The sequence below is a fragment of the Methylobacterium sp. 174MFSha1.1 genome, from assembly GCF_900116815.1.
Classification (GTDB): domain Bacteria; phylum Pseudomonadota; class Alphaproteobacteria; order Rhizobiales; family Beijerinckiaceae; genus Methylobacterium.
Genome location: NZ_FPCB01000017.1, coordinates 92,963 through 116,689, shown reverse-complemented (window position 1 = coordinate 116,689; position 23,727 = coordinate 92,963). Strand labels below are relative to the sequence as shown.

Below are 23,727 nucleotides of genomic sequence, written 5' to 3'. Positions count from 1 at the left end.
GATGCGGCTGATCGGCGAGGCCGAGATCGACGCGGCGCTGACCCCGCTCCGCATGGTCGACGCCCTCGGCGCCGCCTTCCGGGCCGGCGCGACGGCGCCGACGCGCCATCACCACCCGATCGAGACGGCCCCGGACGGGGCCTCGCTGCTGCTGATGCCGGCCTGGACGGCCGATTATGTCGGGGTCAAGATCCTGACCCTGTTCCCGGGCAACCCGGCCCGCGGCCTCGACACGATCCAGGGCGGGGTCCTGCTCTGCGACGGGCGCGACGGCCGGCCTCTGGCGCTCCTCGACGGCGCCCGCCTGACCCTGTGGCGCACCGCCGCCGCCTCGGCGCTCGCCGCCCGCCACCTCGCCCGCGCGGACGCGTCCCGCATGGTGATGGTGGGGTCCGGTGCCCTCGCCCCCGCCCTGGTGCGGGCGCACGCCGCCGTGCGGCCGATCCGCGACGTCGCGGTCTGGAACCGCCGGCCCGAGGGCGCGCAGCGCCTCGCCGCGACGCTGGCCGCCGAGGGCATCCACGCGTATCCCGTCACCGACCTCGCGGCGGCGGTGGGGGAGGCGGATCTCGTCTCCTGCGCCACCCTCTCGACCGAGCCCCTGGTGCGCGGCGCCTGGCTGCGGCCCGGCACCCATCTCGACCTCGTCGGCGCGTTCACGCCGGCGATGCGCGAGGCCGACGACGAGGCCCTGTTGCATGGGCCGGTCTACGTCGACACGCCCGATGCCCTGAAGAAGGGCGGCGACGTCTCCATCGCGATTCAGTCCGGCGCGCTCGCGCCCGAGGCGATCGCCGGCGACCTCGCGGCCCTGTGCCGGGGCGAGGCGCCCGGGCGTCAGGCCCCCGAGGCGATCACGGTCTTCAAGTCGGTCGGCGCCGCGATCGAGGATCTCGCCGCCGCGGCGGCGGTGTGGGAAGCCCTGACGAAGCCGGCGTGAGCGGCGACACGATTCTGTCGACGGCCGTGACTCCCTCGATGTCATCCCGGGGCTCGCCGAAGGCGAGAACCCGGGATCCATAACCGCCGACGGTGCGAGAACTGGCGGATCGCGTTCCGCATCATCCTGAAATCTCGGCGGTTATGGATCCCGGGTTCCGCTGTCGCGGCCCCGGGATGACACGGAGCGATGGTGACGACGGTGCGTCCGGCCGACCTCTCGTTCGTGCAGGCACACTCCACGTGCGGGCGCAGACGGATCGGCGTATAGGGAGCGGATGTCACCCGCTTCCGCTCCCGGCAAGACCTGCCTCGTCAAGATCTGCGGCCTCAGCACGCCCGAGACCCTGGAGGCGTCGCTCGCCGCCGGCGCCGACCTGATTGGCCTCGTGCATTTCCCGAAGAGCCCGCGTCACGTCGACCTCGGCCTCGGCGCCGCCCTGTCGCGCCAGGCGCGGGGCCGGGCCGAGCGCGTCGCCCTGCTGGTCGATCCCGACGACGCTCTCGTCGCGGCGGTGGTCGCGGCCCTCGATCCGGACTGGCTGCAGTTGCACGGCCGGGAGAGCCCGGAGCGCGTGGCGGCCGTGAAGGCGCTCACCGGCCGCCCGGTGATGAAGGCGCTCGGCATCGCTACCGCCGACGATCTCGCCCGCGCTGCCCGCTACGCGGGCATCGCCGACCGGCTGCTCTACGACGCGAAGCCCGCCCCCGGCGCGGTCCTGCCCGGCGGCAACGGCCACGCCTTCGACTGGGCGCTGCTCGCCGGGGCGGGTCGCGACGACCCGTTCATGCTCTCCGGCGGCCTCACGCCCGACACCGTCACTGACGCCCTGGCGATGACCGCCGCCCAGGCGGTGGACGTGTCGTCGGGCGTCGAATCGAGCCCCGGCCGCAAGGACCCGGACCGCATCGCCGCCTTCGTGACGGCCGCCAAGAGGGCTGCCAAGAGGGCGGCCTGCGGCGGGAGGCCTGCGTCCGAACCGCAAATTGCCCCAGCGGCGCGAAGGGCGTAAGGCCCGCCGCCGAGACCGACATCCACTAAATCTCCCAGACGCGAAGAGTCCCTGCCGTGACCGCTCTCCAGACCCCGAACTCGTTCCGCACCGGCCCCGACGAGCGCGGCCGCTTCGGCATCTTCGGCGGCCGCTTCGTGGCCGAGACCCTGATGCCGAACATCCTCGCCCTGGAGGAGGCCTATACGGCAGCCAAGGCCGATCCGGCCTTCCAGGCCGAGATGACGAGCTATCTGACCCACTATGTCGGCCGGCCGAGCCCGCTCTACCACGCCGAGCGGCTGTCCGAGCACCTCGGCGGCGCGAAGATCTACTTCAAGCGCGAGGAGCTGAACCACACCGGCTCGCACAAGGTGAACAACGTGCTGGGCCAGATCCTGCTCGCCCGGCGCATGGGCAAGCCGCGGATCATCGCCGAGACCGGCGCCGGCCAGCACGGCGTCGCGACCGCGACGCTCTGCGCCCGCTTCGGGCTGAAATGCGTCGTCTACATGGGCGCGGTCGACGTCGAGCGGCAGAAGCCGAACGTCTTCCGGATGAAGATGCTCGGCGCCGAGGTGGTGCCGGTCGAGTCCGGCACCCGCACCCTGAAGGACGCGATGAACGAGGCCCTGCGCGACTGGGTCACCAACGTCGCCGACACGTTCTACTGCATCGGCACGGTGGCGGGGCCGCATCCCTACCCGGCGATGGTGCGCGACTTCCAGTCGATCATCGGCATCGAGACCAAGGCGCAGATGCTGGAGCAGGAGGGCCGCCTGCCCGACTCGCTCGTCGCCTGCATCGGCGGCGGCTCGAACGCGATGGGGCTGTTCCACCCCTTCCTCGACGACCGCGAGGTGGCGATCTACGGCGTCGAGGCGGCCGGCCACGGCGTCTCGAGCGGCCTGCACGCCGCCTCGCTCACCGGCGGCAAGCCCGGCGTGCTGCACGGCAACCGCACCTACCTGCTGATGGACGGCGACGGCCAGATCGCCGACGCGCACTCGATCTCCGCCGGCCTCGACTATCCGGGCATCGGCCCCGAGCACGCCTGGCTGCACGAGATGGGCCGCGTCACCTACCTCTCGGCGACCGATACGGAGACCCTGGAGGCGTTCCGGCTGTGCTCGCTGATGGAGGGCATCATCCCGGCCCTCGAGCCCGCCCACGCGCTCGCCAAGGTCAAGGAGCTCGCCCCCAGCCTGCCGCGCGACCACCTGATGGTCGTGAACCTGTCGGGCCGCGGCGACAAGGACATCCCCCAGGTGGCCGAAATCCTGGGCGACACCCTCTGAGTCGCGTTGCGCCTCGCCATTCGCGGCGAGGCGCGAAAAGGGCTGCGGCGGTTCCTTGACAGGCCCGCCCGCCTCCCCCTATATCCGCGCCACCGCAGAGCCGGACACGAACCGGCCACCGCGCGGCGGAGTAGCTCAGTTGGTCAGAGCAGAGGAATCATAATCCTTGTGTCGGGGGTTCAAATCCCTCCTCCGCTACCAAAATACTTTCGCCTAGACAGGCGATTAGACCCGAAGCCCTGGACCTTCCGTCCGGGGCTTTTTGCTTCTCGGGCGGATTTCGGGCGGACTTTTCTGCACGCTTGCCGGACGGTCCGCCCGGATTCGAGCGCCCGGGCGGACCACCCGGCAGCCTGCGCCCGTGCCCGTGTCCCGTTCCAGGTCACGCCCCCGCGCCTGCCCGGGCCTGCCCGCGGGCGGGTGTGTCCGCTCACCGGACAGACCCCGCCCTTGCGGCGCGCTCCTCCGCGGGGGCATCATCCCGGCATAGGGGACCGGCTCCGGCCGGTCAGCCTCTCGCATCCCCTTGAGGGTTCCTCCCATCGTACCGGCGCTCGGCGCCGGGCAAGGAACCTCGCCATGCGTCGCCCCCTCGACATCGCCACCATCGAGCCCTTCGTCCGCGAGGCCCTGCCGCTCGCGACCGACGCGGAGATCGCCGCCATCCTCGACCGGCTCGGGGGCCGGGTCGTGCGCCAGGAGGAGGTTGCTCGCGTCCGGCCCGGGCAGCGGCTGGGCGCCAGGATCACCGTGGCGCTGCTGCGCGGATTCCTCTCGCACGCGATCACCAGCCGGCCCGCCCGGGGGGACTGGGACGATGCGGTCGGCTCGCACGTCCGTCGGCTCGTCGATATCCCGGCAGCGCGGGAGGCGGCCGGCAATGTCCCGTGAACCAAGGTCCAGATCCTCAGGTGGGCGCCCGGGGCGCGGTTAAGGTCTAGGCAAGTCGAGGGCCCGAAGTTGTGCGCGACGCAACCACAGGGAACCCACAAGATGCCCACAGACCAAGAGATCGGCGCAACCGTCTATGCCGCCCTGACGACTGTCGAACGTGCCTCCCTGAGGGAAGCGCTGAGGGCGACGCAGGTCGACGAGTACGATGACTTTCACTGCGCCCTCGGCAACCTCGGCTACGGTTGGCCCGTGGGGCAGGGTCGCGGCCGCAGGGTCACGCAGAAGGACGTGCGGAAGATGTGCGGCTGGCTGGCTGAGCTCCGCACGCGTCCCGATACAGACGACACCGACTGGGGACGTCTCCTCTGTGGCGCGTTCGGAGACGGGGATGATCGGGTGGCGGGCCTGTACGTTGAGGCCGGCCTGCCCAAGACCAAGCCGGCCCTGGACTGAGGAGGCCACCATGCGAAACCTCGACATCGCCGGCTACAGGCGGACGCGGGCTCGCCTCGCGGAGATCTACGACATGTGCTCGGAGATCATCTGCGACCCGGCGACGCCGCCCGAGCGGAAGGCCGAGCTCAGAGCGTTCCGGACCTGGTTGCACAGCAAGCCGGTCGACCAGGGCTACCCAAACTACAACCACTACGACGACGCGAGTCGCCGGGCGGCGGCCCTGCTCGACAAGCCCCGTCTCCTCCGCGGCGTGCTCGACGCGCCCGCGGAGGGGGGTCGCCCCGGCGAAGGCGTCGACTAGCCGCCGGCCGCAGCGGCGAGGAGATCCGCGCGCGTCGCCAGCCGCGACGGCACCAGGATCCTCGCCGGGCCCGGGTCGCCTGCCAGCGCGAGGCCGAGGAGGCCTTCGGGCCCCCAGGCGATCGTCGGCTCGCACTCGGAGACCCATAGCCCGAGCATGCGGTGGATCTCGGCCTCGACCGCGGCGGCGAGCTTTCGGGCCATCGCCTCCATGGCGCCCGCCGGCACCGGCGGGCGCGGGGGCTCCTCCGGGTGCCAGATCGCCGTGGGCCGGGGCGGCGCAAAGCGGAAGGACGTCTCGGTGTAGAGGCGTCGGGGCGGCGACGGGTTGGTGAAGATGCGGCCCGCCCAGGCGTCGCTCACGGGCAATCCTTCCGCTTCGAGGCGGCTGCCTCGCGCAGGCGGGCGAGCTCGTGGTCGGCGCGATCCAGCGCGGCTGTTGAGCCGGCGAGAGCCAGGTACATGGCCTCAGCCTCCACGGTCGCCGCGTAACGCGCCTGCAGGTCGGAATCCCCCGGGTTGATGGCGTGCTCGATGGTGACGTCGGCCGAGATCGCGGCGAGAGCCTTGGCAGCCTTGGCCGAGCCGAAGCCTGCCGCCATGCCGAGCCGGGTGAGCTGAGAGCGGTACTCGGCGAGCTCGTACGCCCGCAGGTTCGGGATGCTTGCGAGGATGCTCACGGTCAGCCCTTCCGCGCCGGGGTGGTGGCGTCGCGCAGGCGGGCGAGCTTGCGGTCGGTGCGCTCCATCGTGGACAGGACGCCGGTGATCAGGACGGCCGCCGATAGGACGACGGTCGCCCCGCAGCAGACCCACAACGTCAGCTCGCCCATCACGCCGCCTCCCTCGCGAGGAGCCCGTGGCTCTCTAGGACGACCGAGATCGCCCCGGCGAGCTGACGGTCGTCAAGGCCGTCGGCAAGCCCGCGGGCGAGGGCCTCCCGCATCAACCCGGCGGCCGTCGGCGCGGTGAGCGCCTGTCCTAACAGCGGCACCTCGATAGCCGGGCGGGCGTCCTCGGGCAGCGCGGCGAGCGCGACCGCGACGTCGTCGTAGACCAGCACGGGCGGTCTCATGACGTTCGAAACGCCCACCGCCGCAAATGCGGCGAGCGCGTCGGGCTCCTCGCACCGCGCTTCGACGACCCGGCGTCGGAACGCGATCTGCGCCGCTTGCGGGATCCGGTAGAGATCCCATGCCGCCCGGTACCGCTCTGCCTCGCTCGCCATCGCCTCGCCCCTCCGCTGCCTCTGGGCCGAGGGTACCACCGCACGGCGATTCGCAACGGGACGCCGCCCGCTCGCGACGCCCAGGGATATCTTCACCACACGCCGGGGATCCCCTTGCCGCGGGAGTCCCCGCCTGCCACGTTGGATGCCTCACCCCCCCGGGAGTTCGCCCCGTGATCGCTCGCTTCTTGAAACGGATAGCCCGCACCGCCTGAGCCCTGCTCGGCGCCCGCCTGCGTGCCCCCGTTCCAAGCGAGCCTCCCCGTGACTGATGACGTCCTTCGCCGCGCGCGTCGCCGCGCCCGCATCGAGACCTACCGCGATTCCGAGGCCCGGCACCGGCGCGCCATGGCGATCCCGCCGACGCGGACGGCCACGCTCGACGAGCTCCTCGTGGGGGCTCAGCCGCTCGACGGCAGCCCGATCGAGGACGCGCGCGTCTGGGCCCGGGAGGTCCTGCACACCCCCGCCGCCCCGAGCTTCCCCGACGACCTGCACGTCGCGCTGAACCGCTTCGGCCTGGAGCCGACGGCCGATCGCGCCGTGGCGGTCGAGCGCCTCTCCCTTGCGCAGGTCCGGGCCGTGTTCCCAGATCTGACGGCGGAGGACGCGTACGGCGAGATCGCCGACCGCGCGACGATCTACGCCGCGCTCCTCGGCGACCCAGAAGCCGCCGGGCGCGCCGTCGCGATCGCGCACGCCTACGTCTACGAGCACCTCCACACGGGGCTGCACGATCCCGTGCCGCTGCGCGAAGCGTTCGTCACGCTCCTGCACGTTGCCTCGCTCTGCTCCCGCGACCTACCGGCCGTGCCGGTGTCGCACGATCTGCAGGCGGACTGGCGCCTGGGCAGGGGCAACTCTCGACAGCTCCTGGAGGCGATCGCCGACGTCACCCACCCGCCGGAGGAGCTCCCGGCCCCGGCCGCCCCGGTCGCGCCGCAGGCCCCCGCGCCGACGGCGGGCGCGGGCCCGGACGGCGACCTCGATCTGGGCGACGTCCTGGAGCGTGCGCACGCGCCCGGCATCGTCGTCCTGCCCGCCGAGCTCGAAGCCAAGAAGCCGCCGACGCAAGTCCGCGCCCTGATCGGCAAGCGCCTGCCACTGCACCCGATGCCCGACCTCGCCGAGCTCGGGGAAAGCCTGACCGCGCGGCGGCCGTGGCTGGTGCCCCAGATCTCGCGCGTGCTCGGGACGCTCGCCGGCCGGCTGACCGCGGGCACGCCCAACCTCCTGCTCGTCGGCCTGCCGGGGACGGGGAAGACCGAGCTGGCGCGCGACATCGCCGAAGGCATGGGCGTGCCTCATCTGGTATATGGCTGCGCAGGCGTATCAGACTCCAGTATTTCCGGCACCTCCAAGCAGTGGTCTACCTCCCGCCTATCTGTATTCACGCAGCTGCTCGTGGATCATCAGAGCGGGGACGGCATCATTGTTCTGGATGAGCTCGACAAGTCCGCGCCGCCCGGTGGGCACAACGGCGACCTGAGGTCCGCGATCGTGGCCGTCGGCGAGCTTGCCGCCCGGCGCCGGTTCTTCGATCTGGGGGTCGACGGCGTCGTCGACGTGTCGGGGGTCTCCCTGATCGCGACCGCCAACGACGTGACGGGGCTGCGAGGCCCGCTGCTCGATCGCTTCACGGTGATCGAGATCCCGCCGCCGAGGCGGCAGGACCTGCCGGTCGTTGCCCGTGGGATCCTGGAGAGCATGCGTGCGGAGCTGGCCGATAGGCGGTGGCTCGCGGACCTCGACGCCGAGGAGATCGCGTCGCTCGGGTCGTGGCGCGGGGGCTCGATCCGGCCGCTGCGCCGGGCCGTTGAGCGGCTCGTCGCGCTTCGCGCCGACCGTCGCTTCGCCCATTGAGGAGGCCAGGCCGTGACCGCGACCGACCTCCGCCTGCTTCGGGAATCCGTGGAGGCCGCAGCCCTCGACGAGCGCGTCGAGGCGACCCTCGCCGGGGGTGTCTACGCCTACGCCTCAGCCTTGCTCCGCCTCGTCGAGGACGGTGACCGGGACCCAGCCGTCGCCCTCAGGGAAGCCCGCTCCGCGGTGAGCTTCCTCCTCGCCGTGCCCCGCCTGCCGCCCGCCCGGCCGCGAACATGGAGACCGTCATGACCAGCAGAGACCGCCGTGCCGCTCGGGAGCTCCGCGGCTACCTAGAACGCCTCTACGGCCCGCAAGCCGACCTCGTCGTCATCCCAGGCGCGGCCGAGGGGTCCGAGCGGGTGGTGCTGCTCGCCGAGAACATCGCGGTGACCCGGCCAGACCCGGGGGACGGCCAGACCCACGGCCCCGGCTCGTTCGACCACTACGCCGCGCCGTTCGTCGCGTTGGTCGCGCACCTCGCCGCGCGCCTCGTCGGGATTCGATCGCAGCGGTACGCACCCGGCGGCGGCCTCGTGCCGGGGTGCCCGCAGGACGGCGCCGAGGATCTCCGCCGCGTCTACGGCCGGCTCTTCCCCGAGGGGTCGGTGGAGGTCGACGTCCCTTGGCAGGACGTCGCTCGCGCGACCGCGGAGGAGCTCAGCGAGGCGGGGCTCCTTGACGGCCTGCAGAGCGCACAGGTCAAGTCCAAGTTCGCCTCGCTTCGGTGGTATTTCGACAGTATTCCCAAGTCATCCAAGGGGCGCGTCAACTACATCCTCAGGGCTGCCACGGACCTGTCGACGGTCGTCTGCGAGCGGTGCGGCGCCCCGGGGGAGCATCGCCGCCGGGCGTGGCACGTGATCGCCTGCGACGCCTGCGAAGACGCCCGGCACCGGGGGCGGCGAGGCGGCGGTGGCTGAAATCTACCGCCACCGCGGCCGCCGGCTCTGGAGCGTGCGCGAGGGTGGGCGCGTCGTCGGGCACGTCGAGGCGATCGCCCTCGTCGATGTCGCCCTGGTGGCGTCCGAGGCCGGGCGGCGCCGGTGCCTGCGTCGGGGGCAGCGCGAGGTTGTGGCTTGGGCGCGGGGCGAGGTCGCCGACCTGCCGCTGCCGGCCGGCGCGGAGCGCCTGCGCTACGGGCTCGACCGGCCCGGCTTTCGCGCCGGGGACGGGGAGAGGCCGGTCGCCAGGGCGACGGCCGCGTGGTTCGAGGCGGACGGCTCGGCTTGGTGCGAGGGAGGAGAGTGAGATGCCGACGGTCCTGATCCTGTCCGACCTGCACATCGACGCGGCCCCGTTCGCGCTGCCGCCCGGGCCGCAGGTCGACCTGGCGATCGTCGCCGGGGACATCGCCGACGGACTGTGCCGCCGCTCGCTACCGTGGCTCGCCGAGCACGTCCGACCGCGCGCCCGACAGGTCGTCTACGTGCCGGGCAACCACGATTTCTACGGATGCCGGATTCCGGACGAGATCAAGCGCGGGCGGGACGCTGCGATCGCCGCCGACATCACCCTGCTGGACGCCGGGCAGGTCCGCCACGTCGACGGCATCAGGCTCGTCGGCGCAACGCTGTGGACGGACTATCTCGTGGGGGAGCCGGTCGGCTACTCCCGGGCTTGGGCGATGCGCGATTGCGGCGACCGCGAGCGCGGCATGCGCGATCACCGGCGGATCCAGACGCGGGACCGCCTCGGCAGCCCGGCCCCGTTCCGCCCGCCGGCCGCGCAGCTCCTTCACCTGGAGCATCGCGGCAGGATCGAGCGGGTCCTGGCCGAGCCGCACGCGGGCCCGACCGTGGTGGTGACCCATCACGCGCCGCACCCCCTCAGCCTGCCATGGGGCCGCCCGGACGAGCCGACGAGCGCCGCGTACGCGAGCGACCTCTCAGCCGTCATGGAAGGGCCGCATGCCCCGGCGCTCTGGGTGCATGGGCACGTCCACGTCAGCCGCGACTACACCGTGGGCCGCACGCGCGTTCTCTCGAATCCGCGCGGTCACGACACCTCGTACAGGCGCCGCGACGGCTCTTGGGCCGATGAGCGCGAGAACCCTTCGTTTGACCCCACCCTCACCGTGGAGCTCTGACCGTGCGCGCCGTCGCCATCCTCGCCACCCTGTCGGCTGGGCCCGCTCTCGCCAGCGGGAGCACCTGGCCGGCCGCCGGCGTCTACTGCCCCTCCGGCACCGACGTGCCGGCGATCGTCGTCGAGGGGCGCGGGATCGGCATCGACCTGCTGGACTGCCCCCTCGCGCGGCTGTCTGGCGGGCGCCTGCGGGCGGACCGCTGCTACGCGAACGGCGGCAGCGAGGTCCCATACGACACCGACCTCACCGTCATGCCGGACGGCACGCTGCTCCACGAAGGCGTGCAGTTCCGGCGCCGCGACCGGGGGCCTTGCTCCTAGGCCTGCGCCTCGCCCCGGGTCCGGGCCATCAGGGCCGCGAACGCTGCCCTGGTCTCTTCGGGCGTCCGCTTCGCCTTCGCCGGCTGGTCCATCGGATCACCAACGAGGCGCAGGATCGCCTGGGCGCGCCGGCGCCCCTCCTCGCGCAGGGCCTCCAAGTCCCGGGGGTCGACCTCGGCTTCGCCCGCCTTCCAGCGCCTCACGGTGCGGCCGTCCCCGTGGCCGAGGAGCCGGGCGACGTCGGTCGTCCAGCGTGGTCCGGCGAGGAGCTCGCCGAGGGCGGAGAGTTCCTGCAGGGGCGAGAGCTCGGGGGGCGCCCCGTTGCCCTTGCCGAGCCCGGCGGCCGCGACCGTCGCGGCCGGCACCACGGCCTCGGCGCGGGCCCGCGCGATGCGGCGCTCCCGCTCGGCCTCCCGCCGGGCGGAGGCCTCCTCGGGGCTGGAGGTCTCCTTGTCCAGCAGGGACTTGAGGGCGGTGGAGGAAGCGAAGGTCACGTCGGTACCATTTATATGCAGGGGTCTTGGGGACGGGGCCGAGCTCGAATCCCGACCCCCGCGGCGGCTGAAACTTCAGCTTCAGTCGAACAGCCCCCGGTCGATGCGGGACAGCCTCACGACCTCCAGCATGTCCACCGGCACCGGCAGGAGGGGATCGCGGCCCTCGACGATGAGCCGGGCGAGGTACCCAAGCCCCTTCGGCGTCACCAAGATCCGCGTGACGTCCTTGTCCCGCTGCTCACCCTCCGGCCCGACCTTGATCGTCTCGACCGGGCTGAGCATGTCCTTGGCGTTGAGGCGGTCCTGGTGCACGGCGTCCTCGGACTGGGCGGACCGCTTGATCAGCCAGCGCACCCGCGCCTCGGGGGCGCGCATGTAGGCGAAGAGGGCGCGGGGCCCGACGCCGAGCCGCTTCGCCGTGTCGGTGATGCACTTCCCGCCGGCGATGCTCGTGAGACGGTCGAAGGCCTCGACCGTGACCGACTGCTCCTCGATCGTGTGCTGGGCGCAGGTGAGCGCCCGGCTGGTGTCGAGCAACTCTTGGTCCGTGATGGCCAGTTGCTCGGCCAGGGCGTCCTCGCGCTCCATGCGCTCCAGCAGGAGGCGCCGGAGCGTCCGGTTGTCGTCGAGGTTGATCGCGACCGGCGCCGCGACGGGCTGGGCCTGGGCGACGTAGCTGCCGGTGCGGCGGACCGCGGGCAGCACCTCGCTGGTCGCCCACTTCCGGAAGCGCCACGCGGTCGAGCCCTTCACCAGGGCGCGTTGGCAGCGCATGATCAGGGTGTAGAGGCCACCCTCGGTCACGGCGAGCGCCTCGCCCTGGGGGCCTAAGAAGATCTTAGACCGCTCGTCCTCGTCCAGCACCCGCAGGGAGACGCTGGGGTTGGTGAGCTTCAGGGCCTTGCAGACGTCCGTCGCGACGAACCGCGGCTGGTCGTCGACGTGGGCCACGCGGATCGGGTGCCCGTCGAAGACGAAGGTGGTGATGGCCGGCATGGCCGGGATGCGGGTGATGGCGTTCATCAGGCGGCCTCCGGTCCGGTGGCGGTGGGCAGGTTGGCGAGGGAGACGAAGGTGAGCTCGGGCGGCAAGTCGACGTCGGCCTGCACGTGCGTGCCGACGACGAGTCCGCGCCGGACGTCGGGGGCGGCCCGGACGTACTCGGCGAGCTCGGAGACGAGGAGCCGGCTCACGCCGACCGAGCCGTAGCTCCAGGGCAGGTCCTCGCCGTCGAGGGTGATCCACCCGTCGACGGCATGGCTGGCGTGGAACACGGCGACACCGGCGGACGGGAGGGCCCCCGGCAAGTAGGCGCCGGGATTCGCGCGGAAGGCCTCGACCTGCGCCATCATGACCCCGGCCGTGACGACCGGGGCCGGGGCGACGGGCCGAACGAGGTCGAAGACGTGGACGTCGACGACGGGCATCGCGGCGTAGGCCCGCTCCATGACCACGCTGTGCAGCTCGTGCAGGTACTTCGCGGGCCGGGCGCGCAGCGCGGCGTGCGTCTCGTCGGGCGAGAGCTCCGCGACGAGGGCGCAGCCTTCGAGCCAGCGCGCCTCGTCGACGAGCTCCGCGGCGTGCGCGGCGATCGCCTGCAGCTGCGCGGGGCTCGTCAGGCCGGCGAGGTCCAGGGGGCGCGCGAGGAGCGCGTCCATGGTAGAGGTGGGGATGGCTTCGGGCATGCGGGTTAGCTCCGGATGTTCGACCAGGTCCCCGGGGTTGCCGCCCCGGGGGCCGCCTTCGGTAAGGATTCGTTTACCGAATCGGCGGCAAGGCAAGGGTCTCACCGGCAAGCGATTTCCGCAACTTCCGCTTCGGATTTTCCGCAGCGCGGCTGTTCCCATGCCAGCGCCCGTGGCATGCTCAGGCCATGTTCCCGAGCCCTTCCCAGATTCGCGCCGCCCGTGCCCTCCTCGACCTCACGCAGGAAGAAGCGGCCGAGCGCGCGGGCGTCAGCCCCCGCACCTGGACCGACGTCGAGCGGGGCGCCGCCTCGCAGGCGGTGATCGAGCGCGTGACGATCGTGCTGCAAGAGGCCGGCGTCGAATTCGTCGCGGGCCGCGGCGGCCGGCGCCGGGGCGTCCGGCTACGGGATTGAGGGGTACTCACCCCGCGAGTACCCCTCGATCCCGCGCGAATCAGTCATCGCGCCGCGAGGGCAATCCGACGCTTCCAGGCGGGCAGCCCCGGCAGCCAGACGAGGTCCTCCGCGCGGTAGGCCGGCACGGGCTCGGCATCGAGGCCCTCGCGCAGGAGGCCGGCGAGCGTCAGGAGGAAAGCCTCGTCGCCGGGCGTCACGCCACGGCCCCGGCCGCGGCCTCGACGCGGTCGAGGGCGGCGAGCGCCCGCTCCAGGGCGGCCGCCAGATCCTCGGGTAGCGGGCGGTCGTCGGGCAGTTCAAGGTACCAGCGCCGCCAGGAGACGAGGCGGTTGGCGGCGTCGATCACGGCCTGGGTGGCGGCGACAAGTTCAGCGGGCATGACGACGTCTCCGCAACGGCGTGACCGCCGCGATCGCGGCCGCCACGTCCGCCCGGGTCGGCGCCGCGGCGACGGGCCCGGCGCGCAGGACGGCCAGGACCTCGGCCCCCACGAGGGGCGCAGGCTCGGCCGCAAGGCAGGCCAGGGCGAGCAGGGCGACCGGGACGTTCATGCCGCCGGCCTCGCCTCGTCGGCCTCGATCGGGTTCAGGTCGAGCCACAGCCTGAGGGGGGCGCAATCGCCGGTATCGACGGCGCGCTGCATTGCGGCCCGCATCGACATGCACATCCGCAGCATGGAGCGGACTTCGCGGCGCAGGGAGGCGATGTCCGCCTGCAGGCTCCCGTTCTCGCCCCTGAGGGCGCGAACTTGGGTCGAGGCCTCCTCCAAGGCGCCGGTCAGCGTGGCGACCCTGGCCTGCTCCTTGTCGAGGAGCTCGCCGAGCTCCTTCCGCAGGGCGTCGGCCGCGGTCCGGATCGCCGTGTCGTCGGAGGCCTCCCGGAGGTTTTTCCGGATGAACGGGTAGGCGCAGGCGAGCCCGACGAGCAGGCAAGCCACGATGCCGAGCGGGCCGGCCTCGCCGAGGATCTTGGTGATGAAGGCGTCCACGGTCAGGGTCTCCCGTACTCGGCCCGGACGTCGGTGATCCAGGAGAGGGCACGCCCCCCGCAGGCCGCCTTGGCGCGGTCGAGGAGCTTGGCGTCGGCGATGATCCGGACGGCCTCGGCGCGGCCGAAGGCGCGGTCCGGGATCTCGGGGAAGGCGCGGGCGAAGCAGCCCGCGAGGTCGGCGGGCGGCGCCGGGATGGCCGGGCGCGCCGTCAGGTCGAGGGCCTCGCGGCCGGGGCAGCCGCCGAGCAGGACGGCGAGCCCGGCGACGGCGGCGAGGGGGGCGATCCGGTGCATCACAGCCCCCTCAGGCGGCGGGCGTCGTCGGCCGTGGCGCAGGCGCCCGCCGGGTTCGCGGCGAGGTGGGATTCGAGCTCGGAGAGCCGGGCACGGGCGGTCTCCGCCTCGTCCTCGATCGCGATGGCGCGCCGGCCGTCGGCCGCGGCGATCGCTGCGGCCGCGGCGACCTGGCGGCGCTCCTCGACGAGGGCGGCCTGCGCCGCCGCGGCGGAGGACCTGGCGGCATCGAGCTCGGCCGCGGCGCCGGCCTGGTGCGCGCCCGCGACGTAGGCCACGAGGAGCAGGCTGGCGGCGCCGACCGCGAGGGCCCCGGCCTTCCCGAGGTAGGCCCGGGCCGCGACCACGGCGACGGCGAGCAGCGCCGCGATGCCGGCGGGGCCGAGCCCGGATCCGAGAAGGCCGAGGAGCGCGGTCACAGGCCGCGCCTCGGTCCGGCGGCTTGGTCGATGGCCATCCCCATGAGCGCGCGGGCCCGGACATGGTCGGCGTGGCTCGACGATGCCCTGAGGCGGTCCGCCTTGGCGATGTCCTCGGCCAGTCCCATCAGCTCGTGCGCCGACATCCTCAGGCCGGGACCATTCTTGGCCTTGGCCTTGGTCGGCCGCTCGTCTGAAGCGAGGAGCTCCGCGAGGAACAGGATCATCGCGATGCCGCACAGCAGGGTCCTCAGCCCTGGCTGGTCGTGGCTCACGCAGCAGCTGGCCAAGAGGAAGACGGCGCCCGCGCGATGGGCCCTGCCGTCGCAGCCCCAGATGAGCAGGACGCCGAAGTAGAGCGCGATCAAGGCGTCGATGACGGTCATGGCTTAGGCCTCGTTGGTCGAGAGGGCGCCCCCGGCGGCGAGCCGGACCGGGCGGACGTTGGCGGGCTGGGCGAACTTCCAGGGGCAGCGCCGGACCGCGAGGCACCGGGACTTCAGGATCCGCGAGACGCAGACCTGGTCGCTCTGGTTGCCGCCGAGGACGTGGTAGGCGGTGGCATCCTCGCCGACGTAGAAGCCGACGTGGCCGCCGCCCCCGGCGCGCTCGAACACCAGGACGTCGCCGAGGCTCGGCGCCGCGGCCTTCGTGCCCCAGGTTCCCCAGTTCCGGGCCCAGAGGGGTGCCTTCACCGGCTCGAATCCCGCGCGCTTCACCACGGCGGCCACGAACAGGCCGCACCAGGCGATGCCGTCGTTGGCGTAGTCGCGGGCGACGCCGACCTCGCGGGCCCAGCCGAGGATGACGGGGTTCGACGCCGAGCCGGGCGTCTCCTTCGTCCCGAACAGGGCGAGGGCTTCGAGGAGGACCTTCGGGCCGGTCTCGTTGGCGAGCCAGGCGTAGGGGGCGGGGAGCTTCGGGGACACGGGACGGCCTGCGGGCAGGGCCGCCTCGCGCGGCCGGATGCTCAGAAGGCTGCGCTGGCGACCGTGACGCGTTCCAGGTCACGGGGGAAGGGCGGGCCGCTCCGGGAAAAGCGAAATCCGGCCCGAGCCCGTCCCTTGAGGGGCCGGAAAGGCCCATAACGGGCGTCCGGACGCCATTAGCATCGTTTTGTCGGCCTCAGGACGCCACTTAAGTCTGGAAAAGTCGACTTTTTAGGTATGAGGCGGCTCGAACATAGTGAAAAAACCCGAATTTCACTAAGTTTTGGCCGTTTTCGAGCAAAAACAAAGGAAGCCACTAACTTTGACGGCTTTTTGCGCTGAAAGGGCTCTGAAAACGTCTTATCGGAGGCTCCGAACACCCGAAATCGCGAACTTAGTGCGTTCCAGGGGCATTTTGGCCCCCTTAAGAGTTGCGGCGGGGCTCGAAAACAAACGAAGCCCTGCTCCGAGCGCGGCGGAGAGGTCTTAGAGCCTCCATAAGAGGATTAGCGGCGGCGCTCCCCGATCTTCGAGATGACCGTCACGACCTTGCCGCCCTTGAGCACCAGGCCGACCCCGTCCCGGCAGACGCCCTGCGCCCCGTGGCGGACCCCGACGCCGCCGTAGAACGCCAACCAGGCGCGAACCTCGCCGATCGGCACGCCCGTCGCCACCATGACATCGACCGCGTCGGTGTCGTCGAGGCCGTCGAGGAGCTCCTCCATGCCAAGGATGCGATCCCCGTACCTGCGGATCGCGTGCTGGGTCACGTGCGCGCGCACGCCCGCGGAGTGGTCATGAACGCAACAGGGCGGCGGCGGGGACGGGGCGGCCTGGAAGGCGGGGGCAGCGGACACGAGCGGGCTCTCCTGCGGGGTTGAAGAGAGCGTCATGCGAGGCTGCCGATTTGGGCAGGGGGTGCCCCCGAGGTCGTTCCCCTCGCGATCGGCGCACGCCGCCGATTCGTTTCGGATGGCCTCGGATCCGGGGTCCGAAGGCCCCGCGGCGGGCCGGCCGGGGCGGCCCTCCCTCGGGGAGCGACCTCGGTAGTCGCCCGGAGAGCGAGGCCGTTTGGCGTTTGCTGGCGACGCGGGTAGCCTGATTGCGAATTCGCGGGAGTGCTGCCCCGCGGGTGCCCACCCACCTCGCTGAACGATGCCCCCGATCTCGCCCATCCCGTCCCTCGCCGACCGGCAGGCCCTGACCCGGGCCCATATCGCCCTGCTGCACCCACCGGGGTCGCGCGGGCGGGTCGCGACCGCGCGCCAGACGGCTGACGGTGGCTGGGACGAGGGCCTGATCACGCCGTCGGCCCGCTCCGTCACCCGGCAGGTCGAGGCGGCCGAGGTGCAGTTCGCCAGCCAGTCGGCTTTCTTCGGTCGCCGCAACTCGGCCCGGGTCGCGCGCATCGGCTCGGCCTTCCTCGACCTCGATTACGCCCGCGAGGGCTTGCCGCACGCCAGCCGCTCCCCCGAGGATGTCGTCGCCATGGTGCTGGTGGCCCTGGACCAACTCGGTATCCCGCGCCCGTCCTGGTTCACATTCAGTGGCCGTGGCCTCCACCTCGTTTGGCAGTTCGACGGGCTCTCCGGCCAGGCCCTGCATCGGTGGCAGCGTGCGATGAAGTCGCTGCGCGGCCCCCGGCTCGACGACGAGGGCAACCTGCCGGTCCGCCGGGGCGTCGAGCCGCGCGTGGCGGAGTGGCAAGCCAGGATGCTCCCGCTGTGGAGGCTGCTGCAGGCGCTCGGCCTCGATCGCGGCTGCTGCGACGCCGCCCGCGTCCTGCGCGTCTGGGGGAGCGTAAACCCCAAGAACGGCGCGATGGCCCGCCCGGCTTGGCCCGCCGCAATTGCGGACATCCGCTCGGTCTCGTTCGACGCTTGGGCCGACGCCGTCTGCCCCTACAGCCGGGCCGAGATGCGCGCCATCCGCGAGCAGCGGTCGGCCGAGCAGGCCTCGGCCCCGGTCCCCGCCGCGGCCGCTCGCCGCCCCCGGCGCGTGCCCACGGGCAACAAGTGGTGCTTGATCCTAGACGACCTCCTGGCCCTCCTCGACCACCGCGGCCGCCTCGAAGTGGGCGTTCGGATGCGATGGGCTGTGGTCGCCGCGACCGCGCTGTCCCAGCTCGAAGGCGGCGATGCCGAGAGTTGGGCCGAGCGCCTCGCGCCCCTGTCCGGCCTGCCCGAGCGCGAGCTCGCCTCCGCCTTCTCTGGAGTCGAGGCCGGCATGCACGCCGCCGCGGCCGGCGAGCGGCGCGAGTACGAGGGTAAGGACCGCCCGGCCTTCTACGACTGGAGCTACCTGCGAATCGTCACCGACCTGGGCATCACCAAGGCCGAGGCGGACGCGGCCGGCCTCCTCGTGCTGCGCCCCGATGGCTCGAAGGCCGGCCGCTCCGCCGCAGAGCGCCAGCGCGACAGCCGCGATGCCCGCGCTCCGGACCGTGCGACGCGGGCGGGGCAGGCGGAGGAGCGGCTGGTGCTCGGCCTGTACGCATACTCGCTGCGTCAGGCGGGGCTGACGGTCACGCAGTGCGCCTCCACGCTCCGCCGCAGCCGCGCCAGCCTGTACGAGGCCCTTCGGGAGGCCGAGACAGACGTCGCCGCGAACGGCGAGCCGATGCTGGCTCTGATGTTCGGCAGCGGCCCGATGGTCAGGGGATCGGAGGAGCATCGCCGGGCCCAGCTCGCCGAAGCGGAGGCTGCCGCCGCTGCCTCGGCCACCCTCGCGGATTCGGCTGAGGAGGTCGTCACCGCCGATCCGTCTGCAGTCGCTGTCTACGATGTGTCACAGTCTATAGTGGCCCCCGGCCCGAGGGGCGCCACCCGCACCCCGGTGCCCCCCTGGCGGCCAGATCCCATCGCCGACGGCAAGGTGGTCGAGACCCGCTTCACCCCGTTCTACGCCGTGTACCGCACCTCGACGGCTCGCTGGGCCATCACCCGCGTCGTCGAGAGAGGAGGCTTCGAGTACGAGATCCGGGAGGAGCTGTCGCTCGACGAGACCCCGTTGCCCGTCGCTCTCCCCGTCCGTCGCCGCAGTGCTGCCGACGATGCCCGAGCAACGGCGATCCTCGGGGCAGCGGCCCGGGAGACCGCAGCGGCCCGCCGTGCCTCCCGTCGGGCATCCTCGCTGCTCGCGGCCCGTCCCGGTCGGCTTGCCCCCCTCGACCCCGCGACCGAGGCCCGCCTCTACCGCGAGGCCTCCGGGCGCTAAGCCGCCCTTGTCCCTATCATAGGGGCGCGGTACCTTTCCAAGGCCTTCAGCGAGGCGAGATGCAGCACATCTCGACGCGCCCGCCCGGTCCGCCGCGGCGGGTGTTGTCACGTCTGGGCCTGCCCGTGACCTAGAGCGCGCGCCGGGGACGCAGATCCCGGGCCTTGCGTGTTCGGGCTGCGTCGTTGATGCGCGGCAAGCCGGCCCTGACAGGAGCCCCATGTCCCTTCCACGCTTGGTCACCTTCTCCAGGACCTCCACGGCCCTGATGTGCTGGCATGAGGCCGGGCACGCTTGGGCCACCGTCGTTGTCGAGAGGTACCCGATCCTCGTCACGCTCTGCGGAGATCCGCCCACGCACGGTTGACACCCAAGTACAAGCGTTTCTCGTGCGAGGTCGCCACCACAAGGCGTCATGGCGACATTCAGGTCCACGTCGAGGACGACGGCCGTGCGACCTAGCAGGGGGCGGGCCCAGCTTGACCGGAGGCGGCTTGGCCTCCCCTGCTGCGACGGCCTCAACCGGGGATTCTCGTACTGCGCTAGCCGCTATGTTCCGGTCGTTTCCTCGGCGGCCTGCTTGGACGGTCTGCGCCGGGGCTTCGTCTCAGGTTCATGCGCCTGCGGGGCCTGCGGCGCGGGCAGCAGACGATCGACGCTCTCGAACAGGCGGCGGGCATACCGCTCGGCCTGCTTCCTGAGCTCCTGCGGCCCGTTGACCAGCACGTACAGGCCGGCCGCGGCACAGAGGGCGACGATCGGCCAGACGAAATGGCCCAGCCAGATCGCGATCGCCCCGGAGACCATGCCGACGAGGCTGGTCGCGACGCCGAGCGGGCGCATCCCGAGCAGGTTTCGGCGGAAGCCGTAGCTGACGTTCTCGTCGAACAGCATGGGAAAGTTCTTCGGTCCCCAGGTCCGGGCCCGAAGCACGCGGACCATGCTCTCGTAGCACTGGTCCGCCCCAGCGGGGTCGCGCTCCTCCTCCTCGACGGTCGGGACATGCAGGCTGGGATCGAGCCTCGCGATCTTCGCGTGGAGGATCGCGGTCTGCCGGCGGTCGAGTTCGGGATGCCGGTACCTCAGGTATTGCGTGGAGGGCGCACCGCCCCACTCGCGCCAGAGCCGCTCCTCAAGCCGGGTGCCGAAGGTACGCGCGGGGAACGACAGCAGGGTCGCCAAGACGGTCGCGCCGGCACCGGTGGAGACGGCCTTCAGCGCGATGCCCACCCAGTCGTCCTTGGCGAAGGCCTCGGCCGGCAGCCAGGGATAGGCCGCCAGCACCAGGGGGAAGGCGACCACGAGCATCGGCAGCACGCGGGCGTTCAGGGTGTAGCGATCGAGGTGGAATATCACGCGGCCTCTCGCGAAGGGGTGCTGCCGGACGGGCCCGCGGTCGCTTCGACCACGAGGAATCGATAGCCCCCGGGCGTGTGGATCAGCATCAGCAGCGGGAAGGCCTGCTCGACGGCGAGCCTCAGCGCAGTGGCCATGTCCTTGTGAGAGGGGCCGCTGGTGACGAGGTGGTTGTGCCAAGTGCCGAGGGGATAGAGGCTGCCGCCGCTGCGCTCGACTAGGTCCTGGAGGCGCTCGGGCAGGCCTTCGACGCCGAGCACGAACTCCTCGGGGGAGAAGCGGCTGTCGGGAGGCGCCGGAAGGGTATCCACGACATGGAAGCTATCAGTGACGTCGGAGTAGCGGCCGAGGATAATGCCGCCCGTCTCGCTGCCGGGACGGGCGGCCACCTCCCGCGCGATCTCGGCATCGACCCGGGGGCTCACCCGGATGCCCGGCTCGCCGGCGGACGCCTCCCGCACGACGGTCCAGGGCTCGATCGCCGCGCGGGTCCAGCTCTGGCCGAGGCCGTCCTCGGCCCCCAGCCCGATCAGGAGCTCGCCTCCCGCCATCGGCAGCCCGCCAGCGTGCAGCTTGCCGAGCACCGTGGCCATCGGGGCGGTCATCGCGGAGAGGTGGGCGTCCGTCATCGGGAAGGTCAGCGAGGAGCATCCCTGACCGATGGCGATCTGCCGTGCCGCGGCGTCGGGGCCGAAGACGATCGTCGATGTGGCAATATCCGCCGAGAGCGCGCGATACGCCTCGGCGGCGATGTCGCCGAGCGACGGGTTCGCGCCCGGCCCCTCGACGGCCATGCAGGCGATGCGGCCGGCGCCGAGGAGGCAGGTCTCGACCACCCGCGGGCGCGTCGCCATCACGTGCTGCAGGCAGAGCGCCTCGCGCACCGCGAGCGAGCCCGTCGCGTTGACCACGAAGGCGGCGTCCGACTGGAACGCGTCGGCCGCCGTCGCGGGGTCGGCCAGCCGCGCGACGATGTCCGTCGTGGCGGTGCCGATCGCCCCTTTGAACTCGACGAGGCTCTTGCCGAGCAGGGGAGCCTTGTCGGCGCTCTGGAGCTGCTCCGCCCTGCTCGTCGGGAAAAGGGCGTGCCGGGCGTAGTTGTGCGGCCTCATCCCGCCGCGGTCGATCAGGACGGACGGACCACGCCCTGAGCGGGCCATGTGCGTCGCGATCTTCGAACCCACGCTGCCGCAGCCGAGGAGCGTCCAGCTCGCGGGGCCGGCGCCCGCCTCCTCGCCCGAGGCGAGCCGCATCAGGTCGGCCGAGACCTGCTCAAGCGGCGCGACGAGGCGCACCGGCTTCCCGCTCGCCGGGCCGAGGTCGTCCTTGCCCCGCACCTCGATCAGGTAGGGGCAGATCTCGATCGGCGAGTTCGCGCCGGCCACGTCGTAGGGGCGGCGCGCGAGCAGGATGACGAGAACCGGATGCGGGACGTCGCTCCCCTTGTCGCGGAGCCGCGACTGCAGCAGTCCGAGCTTGGCCCGCAGCTGCTCACCGCAGCCGAGCACGGTCGCCCTGGCGTGGAGCGAGGCGACGTCGACCACCGATTCCGGCAGGTACTCGCCCGCCACGAAGGGCCCGCCGGACGGCGCGCGGCCGGACCACGCGATCAGGGCGAGGGCGTCGCCGCAGCGCTCGGTCTCCGAGTTCGCCTTGGAGCGCCACCGGCAATCTCCATCGGTGAGGCCGTGGCGATGCGTTGAGACGATGAGGCGGTAGCTCTCGGGCCGATCCGCGGCGCTGACGGCGGCGTACACGGCGATGTAGCCGTCGCATCCGGCGTCTCGGCCCGGGAGTGCGCGGACCCAGGCGGTGTCGAGGATAGCGAGGTCGTCGATCTCGTCCCGGCGGGTGACCTCCCATCCCCGGCTCGGATCGTTGAGTCTCACGAGGGCCGCGCGCTCGATCCAGTCCGCGACCTGCTCGACGAAGCCGACGATGCCCCGGGAGCGCAGCAGTTCCCGGACGGAGCCGAGCAGCAGGCAGGGCTCGGGCGGATGCGCCGGGCCTCTCGGTTGGAGATGGGGGTGGCTGCGGTCGAAATCCTCGCGCAGGTGAACGTAGGGCTCCCGCAGCGGGTAGGTCGCCGAGAACACGAAGGTGACGGCCTCCTCGGCGCGCACGCCGTTGTCGGCCCATCCGCGGACTCGCCACCGCGCGGGAAGGTTCGCGTCGATCCGCACGGTCGCGGTGGTGAGCCCGGTCTCGGCCGAGTGCGCGCTCTCGACCGCGCGGACGGACGGATGCAAGGCGATGAGGCGGAGGGCGCGCGCTACCGCCCGCGGCGGCGCGTCGGGCCCCGGCGGCAGCGCCGCCGTGTCAGCCATGGGGGAGCGGGGTGGCTCCGAGGCCGGTCGATGCCGCCACCGTCGCCGAGACCGTCGGGCGCTTCGGCTTGTGCCCGGCATGGGTCACCTCGATCTCGTAGGGGTCGCTGCCCGAGCGGTCAGCGATGCAGGTGAAGGTGCCTTTCTGGGGCTCGACGATGTCTTCGTACTCGCGCTTGGCGCGGATGCAGGGCGGATCGTCGTGGTCGTCCTTCACCTTCTTGCTGCTGGCGATCACCTCGGCGCCGGAGCGGGCCTGGCCGAGCGCGGACCGCGCGGCCTCGCTGACCTCGGCGTCCTCGCCGTAGTCCGACCAGCTGTCCCCGGAGAGGCTCCGCCAGCTGCAGTGATGGGGAGCGATGAGCACGTCGTATTCGAGGACGTGCTTGCGTCCCTTGTTGCGGTCCCAGACCCGCTCCCAGATCCCGACCTCGGCATCACCGCCGAATAGGTAACGCGAGGCGTCGGCGTAGCCGTCGGCCTGGATGGCCAGCCCGAGGATCACGCTGGAGTTGTTCTTCGACAGGATCTCGTCCTCCTCGTCGTCCGAGGCGGGCATGGGGGCGATCAACCGGGCCTTGAACCGACCCGTCGCGCCGCAGATCGACGAGAATTCCTCGTCGACCTTGACGAGGATCGGCCCGAGGTCGTCGGTCTTGCCGTCGACGTCCTCGCCCATGATGCGGATGCGCTCGCCGTCCGTGCCGATCCCGAACGCGCGGAAGCGCTTGACGCGCCGCCGCGCCTCGCAGGCCCAGGCATCCGCGTCCTCGCACAGCTTGTGGTCGCGGCTCGCGCGCCTGAACACGATCGGGCTCGACCACATCTCGCGGATGACGATCTTGTCGGCTGCCTTGGACCAGGTCTCGGGCGGGCCGAGATGGAAGTGCTCGCGTAGGCCGCGGCAGTGATCCTGGTCGGGGTGGGTGAGCAGGAATGCGTCGAGGTAGAGCCGCCCCGAGGCGTCCCGCTTCAGGCGCTTGCGGAGCTGCGCGACAACGTCGGGAATGTCGGCGCCCGGCTGGCGCGCGTTGACGTCGACCAGGATCGTCCGGCCGTCCTCCAGCTCGATCAGGGCCATGTCGCCGTTGCCGACGCGGAAATGAACCGTGGACGCCGTCATGTCGGTGCTCCGCCTCGGCCGACCTTGGTCGGATTAACGAAATAGCAAGTACGTCTACTCCGAACATGGGCCGTGACGTATCGCTATTCAAGCC

At 72.1% G+C, this 23,727-nt stretch carries 33 protein-coding genes and 1 tRNA gene; 15 read left to right on the top strand and 19 right to left on the bottom strand.

Annotation, left to right across the window (positions count from 1 at the left end; translation table 11 throughout):
• The first annotated feature begins 1 nt into the window (after nucleotide 1).
• The 7 genes from BM430_RS16155 to BM430_RS16125 all read left to right on the top strand — a co-directional run bounded on the left by BM430_RS16155 (nucleotide 2) and on the right by BM430_RS16125 (nucleotide 4,880).
• The gene (locus BM430_RS16155) at nucleotides 2-940 is read left to right on the top strand and encodes a bifunctional Delta(1)-pyrroline-2-carboxylate/Delta(1)-piperideine-2-carboxylate reductase (protein WP_093568272.1); all 939 of its coding nucleotides are present in this window, start codon (nucleotides 2-4) and stop codon (nucleotides 938-940) included.
• A gap of 277 nt (nucleotides 941-1,217) precedes the next feature.
• Complete coding sequence (locus tag BM430_RS16150; protein ID WP_093568271.1) at nucleotides 1,218-1,952, top strand: phosphoribosylanthranilate isomerase; 735 nt, start codon at nucleotides 1,218-1,220, stop codon at nucleotides 1,950-1,952.
• Between the two features lie 56 nt (nucleotides 1,953-2,008).
• Nucleotides 2,009-3,229, top strand: coding sequence for a tryptophan synthase subunit beta (gene trpB, locus BM430_RS16145; protein ID WP_093568270.1), 1,221 nt, complete (start codon nucleotides 2,009-2,011; stop codon nucleotides 3,227-3,229).
• Nucleotides 3,230-3,353: 124 nt separating this feature from the next.
• Nucleotides 3,354-3,430: transfer RNA gene (locus BM430_RS16140), tRNA-Met, on the top strand.
• Between the two features lie 378 nt (nucleotides 3,431-3,808).
• Nucleotides 3,809-4,120 carry a hypothetical protein gene (locus BM430_RS16135; RefSeq protein ID WP_093568269.1) on the top strand — a complete coding sequence of 104 codons (312 nt, stop codon included), beginning with the start codon at nucleotides 3,809-3,811 and terminating at the stop codon, nucleotides 4,118-4,120.
• Nucleotides 4,121-4,222: 102 nt separating this feature from the next.
• Nucleotides 4,223-4,576 (top strand): hypothetical protein, encoded by a 354-nt coding sequence (locus BM430_RS16130; protein WP_093568268.1) that lies wholly within the window; start codon nucleotides 4,223-4,225, stop codon nucleotides 4,574-4,576.
• A gap of 10 nt (nucleotides 4,577-4,586) precedes the next feature.
• Nucleotides 4,587-4,880 (top strand): hypothetical protein, encoded by a 294-nt coding sequence (locus tag BM430_RS16125; protein ID WP_093568267.1) that lies wholly within the window; start codon nucleotides 4,587-4,589, stop codon nucleotides 4,878-4,880.
• On the opposite strand, the gene BM430_RS16120 is transcribed toward BM430_RS16125, so the two are convergent.
• Genes BM430_RS16120 through BM430_RS16110 form a run of 4 tightly spaced genes read right to left on the bottom strand, consistent with a single transcriptional unit; the run spans nucleotide 4,877 to nucleotide 6,106 of the window.
• Nucleotides 4,877-5,242, bottom strand: a complete 366-nt coding sequence (locus BM430_RS16120; protein ID WP_093568266.1) for a hypothetical protein — start codon at nucleotides 5,240-5,242, stop codon at nucleotides 4,877-4,879. The genes BM430_RS16125 and BM430_RS16120 overlap by 4 nt on opposite strands.
• The gene (locus BM430_RS16115; RefSeq protein WP_093568265.1) at nucleotides 5,239-5,559 is read right to left on the bottom strand and encodes a hypothetical protein; all 321 of its coding nucleotides are present in this window, start codon (nucleotides 5,557-5,559) and stop codon (nucleotides 5,239-5,241) included. Before BM430_RS16115 ends, BM430_RS16120 begins: the two co-directional genes overlap by 4 nt.
• 2 nt (nucleotides 5,560-5,561) lie before the next feature.
• On the bottom strand, nucleotides 5,562-5,711 hold the full coding sequence (locus BM430_RS34755; protein ID WP_177303070.1) for a hypothetical protein: 150 nt from the start codon (nucleotides 5,709-5,711) through the stop codon (nucleotides 5,562-5,564).
• Complete coding sequence (locus tag BM430_RS16110; protein WP_093568264.1) at nucleotides 5,711-6,106, bottom strand: hypothetical protein; 396 nt, start codon at nucleotides 6,104-6,106, stop codon at nucleotides 5,711-5,713. Before BM430_RS16110 ends, BM430_RS34755 begins: the two co-directional genes overlap by 1 nt.
• Before the next feature lie 264 nt (nucleotides 6,107-6,370).
• On the opposite strand from BM430_RS16110, the gene BM430_RS16105 reads away from it, so the two are divergent.
• Genes BM430_RS16105 through BM430_RS16080 form a run of 6 tightly spaced genes read left to right on the top strand, consistent with a single transcriptional unit; the run spans nucleotide 6,371 to nucleotide 10,378 of the window.
• Complete coding sequence (locus BM430_RS16105; protein ID WP_093568263.1) at nucleotides 6,371-7,969, top strand: AAA family ATPase; 1,599 nt, start codon at nucleotides 6,371-6,373, stop codon at nucleotides 7,967-7,969.
• 12 nt (nucleotides 7,970-7,981) lie between these two features.
• Nucleotides 7,982-8,221: a hypothetical protein gene (locus BM430_RS16100; RefSeq protein ID WP_093568262.1), complete on the top strand. Its 240-nt coding sequence runs from the start codon at nucleotides 7,982-7,984 to the stop codon at nucleotides 8,219-8,221.
• Nucleotides 8,218-8,892, top strand: a complete 675-nt coding sequence (locus BM430_RS16095) for a hypothetical protein (protein ID WP_093568261.1) — start codon at nucleotides 8,218-8,220, stop codon at nucleotides 8,890-8,892. The genes BM430_RS16100 and BM430_RS16095 overlap by 4 nt, the downstream gene beginning before the upstream one ends.
• Nucleotides 8,885-9,220 carry a hypothetical protein gene (locus BM430_RS16090; protein WP_093568260.1) on the top strand — a complete coding sequence of 112 codons (336 nt, stop codon included), beginning with the start codon at nucleotides 8,885-8,887 and terminating at the stop codon, nucleotides 9,218-9,220. The genes BM430_RS16095 and BM430_RS16090 overlap by 8 nt, the downstream gene beginning before the upstream one ends.
• A 1-nt stretch (nucleotide 9,221) precedes the next feature.
• A complete protein-coding gene (locus tag BM430_RS16085; RefSeq protein ID WP_093568259.1) occupies nucleotides 9,222-10,058 on the top strand; it encodes a metallophosphoesterase in 837 nt (278 codons plus the stop codon).
• 2 nt (nucleotides 10,059-10,060) lie between these two features.
• Nucleotides 10,061-10,378: a hypothetical protein gene (locus tag BM430_RS16080; protein WP_244539507.1), complete on the top strand. Its 318-nt coding sequence runs from the start codon at nucleotides 10,061-10,063 to the stop codon at nucleotides 10,376-10,378.
• Here BM430_RS16080 and BM430_RS16075 read toward each other — a convergent pair.
• The 3 genes from BM430_RS16075 to BM430_RS16065 all read right to left on the bottom strand — a co-directional run bounded on the left by BM430_RS16075 (nucleotide 10,375) and on the right by BM430_RS16065 (nucleotide 12,560).
• Nucleotides 10,375-10,872, bottom strand: coding sequence for a hypothetical protein (locus tag BM430_RS16075; protein ID WP_093568258.1), 498 nt, complete (start codon nucleotides 10,870-10,872; stop codon nucleotides 10,375-10,377). The genes BM430_RS16080 and BM430_RS16075 overlap by 4 nt on opposite strands.
• A gap of 81 nt (nucleotides 10,873-10,953) precedes the next feature.
• The gene (locus BM430_RS16070; RefSeq protein ID WP_093568257.1) at nucleotides 10,954-11,898 is read right to left on the bottom strand and encodes a BRO family protein; all 945 of its coding nucleotides are present in this window, start codon (nucleotides 11,896-11,898) and stop codon (nucleotides 10,954-10,956) included.
• Nucleotides 11,898-12,560, bottom strand: coding sequence for a hypothetical protein (locus tag BM430_RS16065; protein ID WP_143132055.1), 663 nt, complete (start codon nucleotides 12,558-12,560; stop codon nucleotides 11,898-11,900). Before BM430_RS16065 ends, BM430_RS16070 begins: the two co-directional genes overlap by 1 nt.
• A 188-nt stretch (nucleotides 12,561-12,748) precedes the next feature.
• Between BM430_RS16065 and BM430_RS16060 the strand changes: the two genes are divergently transcribed.
• A complete protein-coding gene (locus tag BM430_RS16060) occupies nucleotides 12,749-12,976 on the top strand; it encodes a helix-turn-helix transcriptional regulator (RefSeq protein WP_093568255.1) in 228 nt (75 codons plus the stop codon).
• 44 nt (nucleotides 12,977-13,020) lie between these two features.
• Here the strand turns inward: BM430_RS16060 and BM430_RS34750 are convergent, their stop codons facing one another.
• The 9 genes from BM430_RS34750 to BM430_RS16020 all read right to left on the bottom strand — a co-directional run bounded on the left by BM430_RS34750 (nucleotide 13,021) and on the right by BM430_RS16020 (nucleotide 16,336).
• Nucleotides 13,021-13,176, bottom strand: a complete 156-nt coding sequence (locus BM430_RS34750) for a hypothetical protein (RefSeq protein ID WP_153875970.1) — start codon at nucleotides 13,174-13,176, stop codon at nucleotides 13,021-13,023.
• The gene (locus BM430_RS16055) at nucleotides 13,173-13,358 is read right to left on the bottom strand and encodes a hypothetical protein (protein ID WP_093568254.1); all 186 of its coding nucleotides are present in this window, start codon (nucleotides 13,356-13,358) and stop codon (nucleotides 13,173-13,175) included. Before BM430_RS16055 ends, BM430_RS34750 begins: the two co-directional genes overlap by 4 nt.
• On the bottom strand, nucleotides 13,348-13,530 hold the full coding sequence (locus tag BM430_RS16050; protein ID WP_093568253.1) for a hypothetical protein: 183 nt from the start codon (nucleotides 13,528-13,530) through the stop codon (nucleotides 13,348-13,350). The genes BM430_RS16055 and BM430_RS16050 overlap by 11 nt, the downstream gene beginning before the upstream one ends.
• Nucleotides 13,527-13,967, bottom strand: coding sequence for a hypothetical protein (locus tag BM430_RS16045; protein WP_093568252.1), 441 nt, complete (start codon nucleotides 13,965-13,967; stop codon nucleotides 13,527-13,529). The genes BM430_RS16050 and BM430_RS16045 overlap by 4 nt, the downstream gene beginning before the upstream one ends.
• A 2-nt stretch (nucleotides 13,968-13,969) precedes the next feature.
• Nucleotides 13,970-14,263: a hypothetical protein gene (locus BM430_RS16040; protein ID WP_093568251.1), complete on the bottom strand. Its 294-nt coding sequence runs from the start codon at nucleotides 14,261-14,263 to the stop codon at nucleotides 13,970-13,972.
• The gene (locus tag BM430_RS16035) at nucleotides 14,263-14,682 is read right to left on the bottom strand and encodes a hypothetical protein (RefSeq protein WP_093568250.1); all 420 of its coding nucleotides are present in this window, start codon (nucleotides 14,680-14,682) and stop codon (nucleotides 14,263-14,265) included. The genes BM430_RS16040 and BM430_RS16035 overlap by 1 nt, the downstream gene beginning before the upstream one ends.
• Nucleotides 14,679-15,068, bottom strand: a complete 390-nt coding sequence (locus tag BM430_RS16030) for a hypothetical protein (RefSeq protein WP_093568249.1) — start codon at nucleotides 15,066-15,068, stop codon at nucleotides 14,679-14,681. The genes BM430_RS16035 and BM430_RS16030 overlap by 4 nt, the downstream gene beginning before the upstream one ends.
• Nucleotides 15,069-15,071: 3 nt before the next feature.
• Nucleotides 15,072-15,611, bottom strand: coding sequence for a TIGR02594 family protein (locus BM430_RS16025; protein WP_093568248.1), 540 nt, complete (start codon nucleotides 15,609-15,611; stop codon nucleotides 15,072-15,074).
• 506 nt (nucleotides 15,612-16,117) lie between these two features.
• Nucleotides 16,118-16,336, bottom strand: coding sequence for a hypothetical protein (locus tag BM430_RS16020; RefSeq protein WP_093568247.1), 219 nt, complete (start codon nucleotides 16,334-16,336; stop codon nucleotides 16,118-16,120).
• Nucleotides 16,337-16,766: 430 nt separating this feature from the next.
• Between BM430_RS16020 and BM430_RS16015 the strand changes: the two genes are divergently transcribed.
• Nucleotides 16,767-18,827 carry a hypothetical protein gene (locus BM430_RS16015; protein WP_093568246.1) on the top strand — a complete coding sequence of 687 codons (2,061 nt, stop codon included), beginning with the start codon at nucleotides 16,767-16,769 and terminating at the stop codon, nucleotides 18,825-18,827.
• A 549-nt stretch (nucleotides 18,828-19,376) separates the two neighbouring features.
• Here the strand turns inward: BM430_RS16015 and BM430_RS16010 are convergent.
• The 3 genes from BM430_RS16010 to BM430_RS16000 are packed head-to-tail and all read right to left on the bottom strand — an operon-like array spanning nucleotide 19,377 to nucleotide 23,633.
• Nucleotides 19,377-20,183: a hypothetical protein gene (locus BM430_RS16010; protein ID WP_093568245.1), complete on the bottom strand. Its 807-nt coding sequence runs from the start codon at nucleotides 20,181-20,183 to the stop codon at nucleotides 19,377-19,379.
• On the bottom strand, nucleotides 20,180-22,510 hold the full coding sequence (locus tag BM430_RS16005; protein ID WP_177303069.1) for a ThiF family adenylyltransferase: 2,331 nt from the start codon (nucleotides 22,508-22,510) through the stop codon (nucleotides 20,180-20,182). Before BM430_RS16005 ends, BM430_RS16010 begins: the two co-directional genes overlap by 4 nt.
• Nucleotides 22,503-23,633 (bottom strand): ComEC/Rec2 family competence protein, encoded by a 1,131-nt coding sequence (locus BM430_RS16000; protein WP_093568243.1) that lies wholly within the window; start codon nucleotides 23,631-23,633, stop codon nucleotides 22,503-22,505. The genes BM430_RS16005 and BM430_RS16000 overlap by 8 nt, the downstream gene beginning before the upstream one ends.
• Between the last annotated feature and the right edge of the window lie 94 nt (nucleotides 23,634-23,727).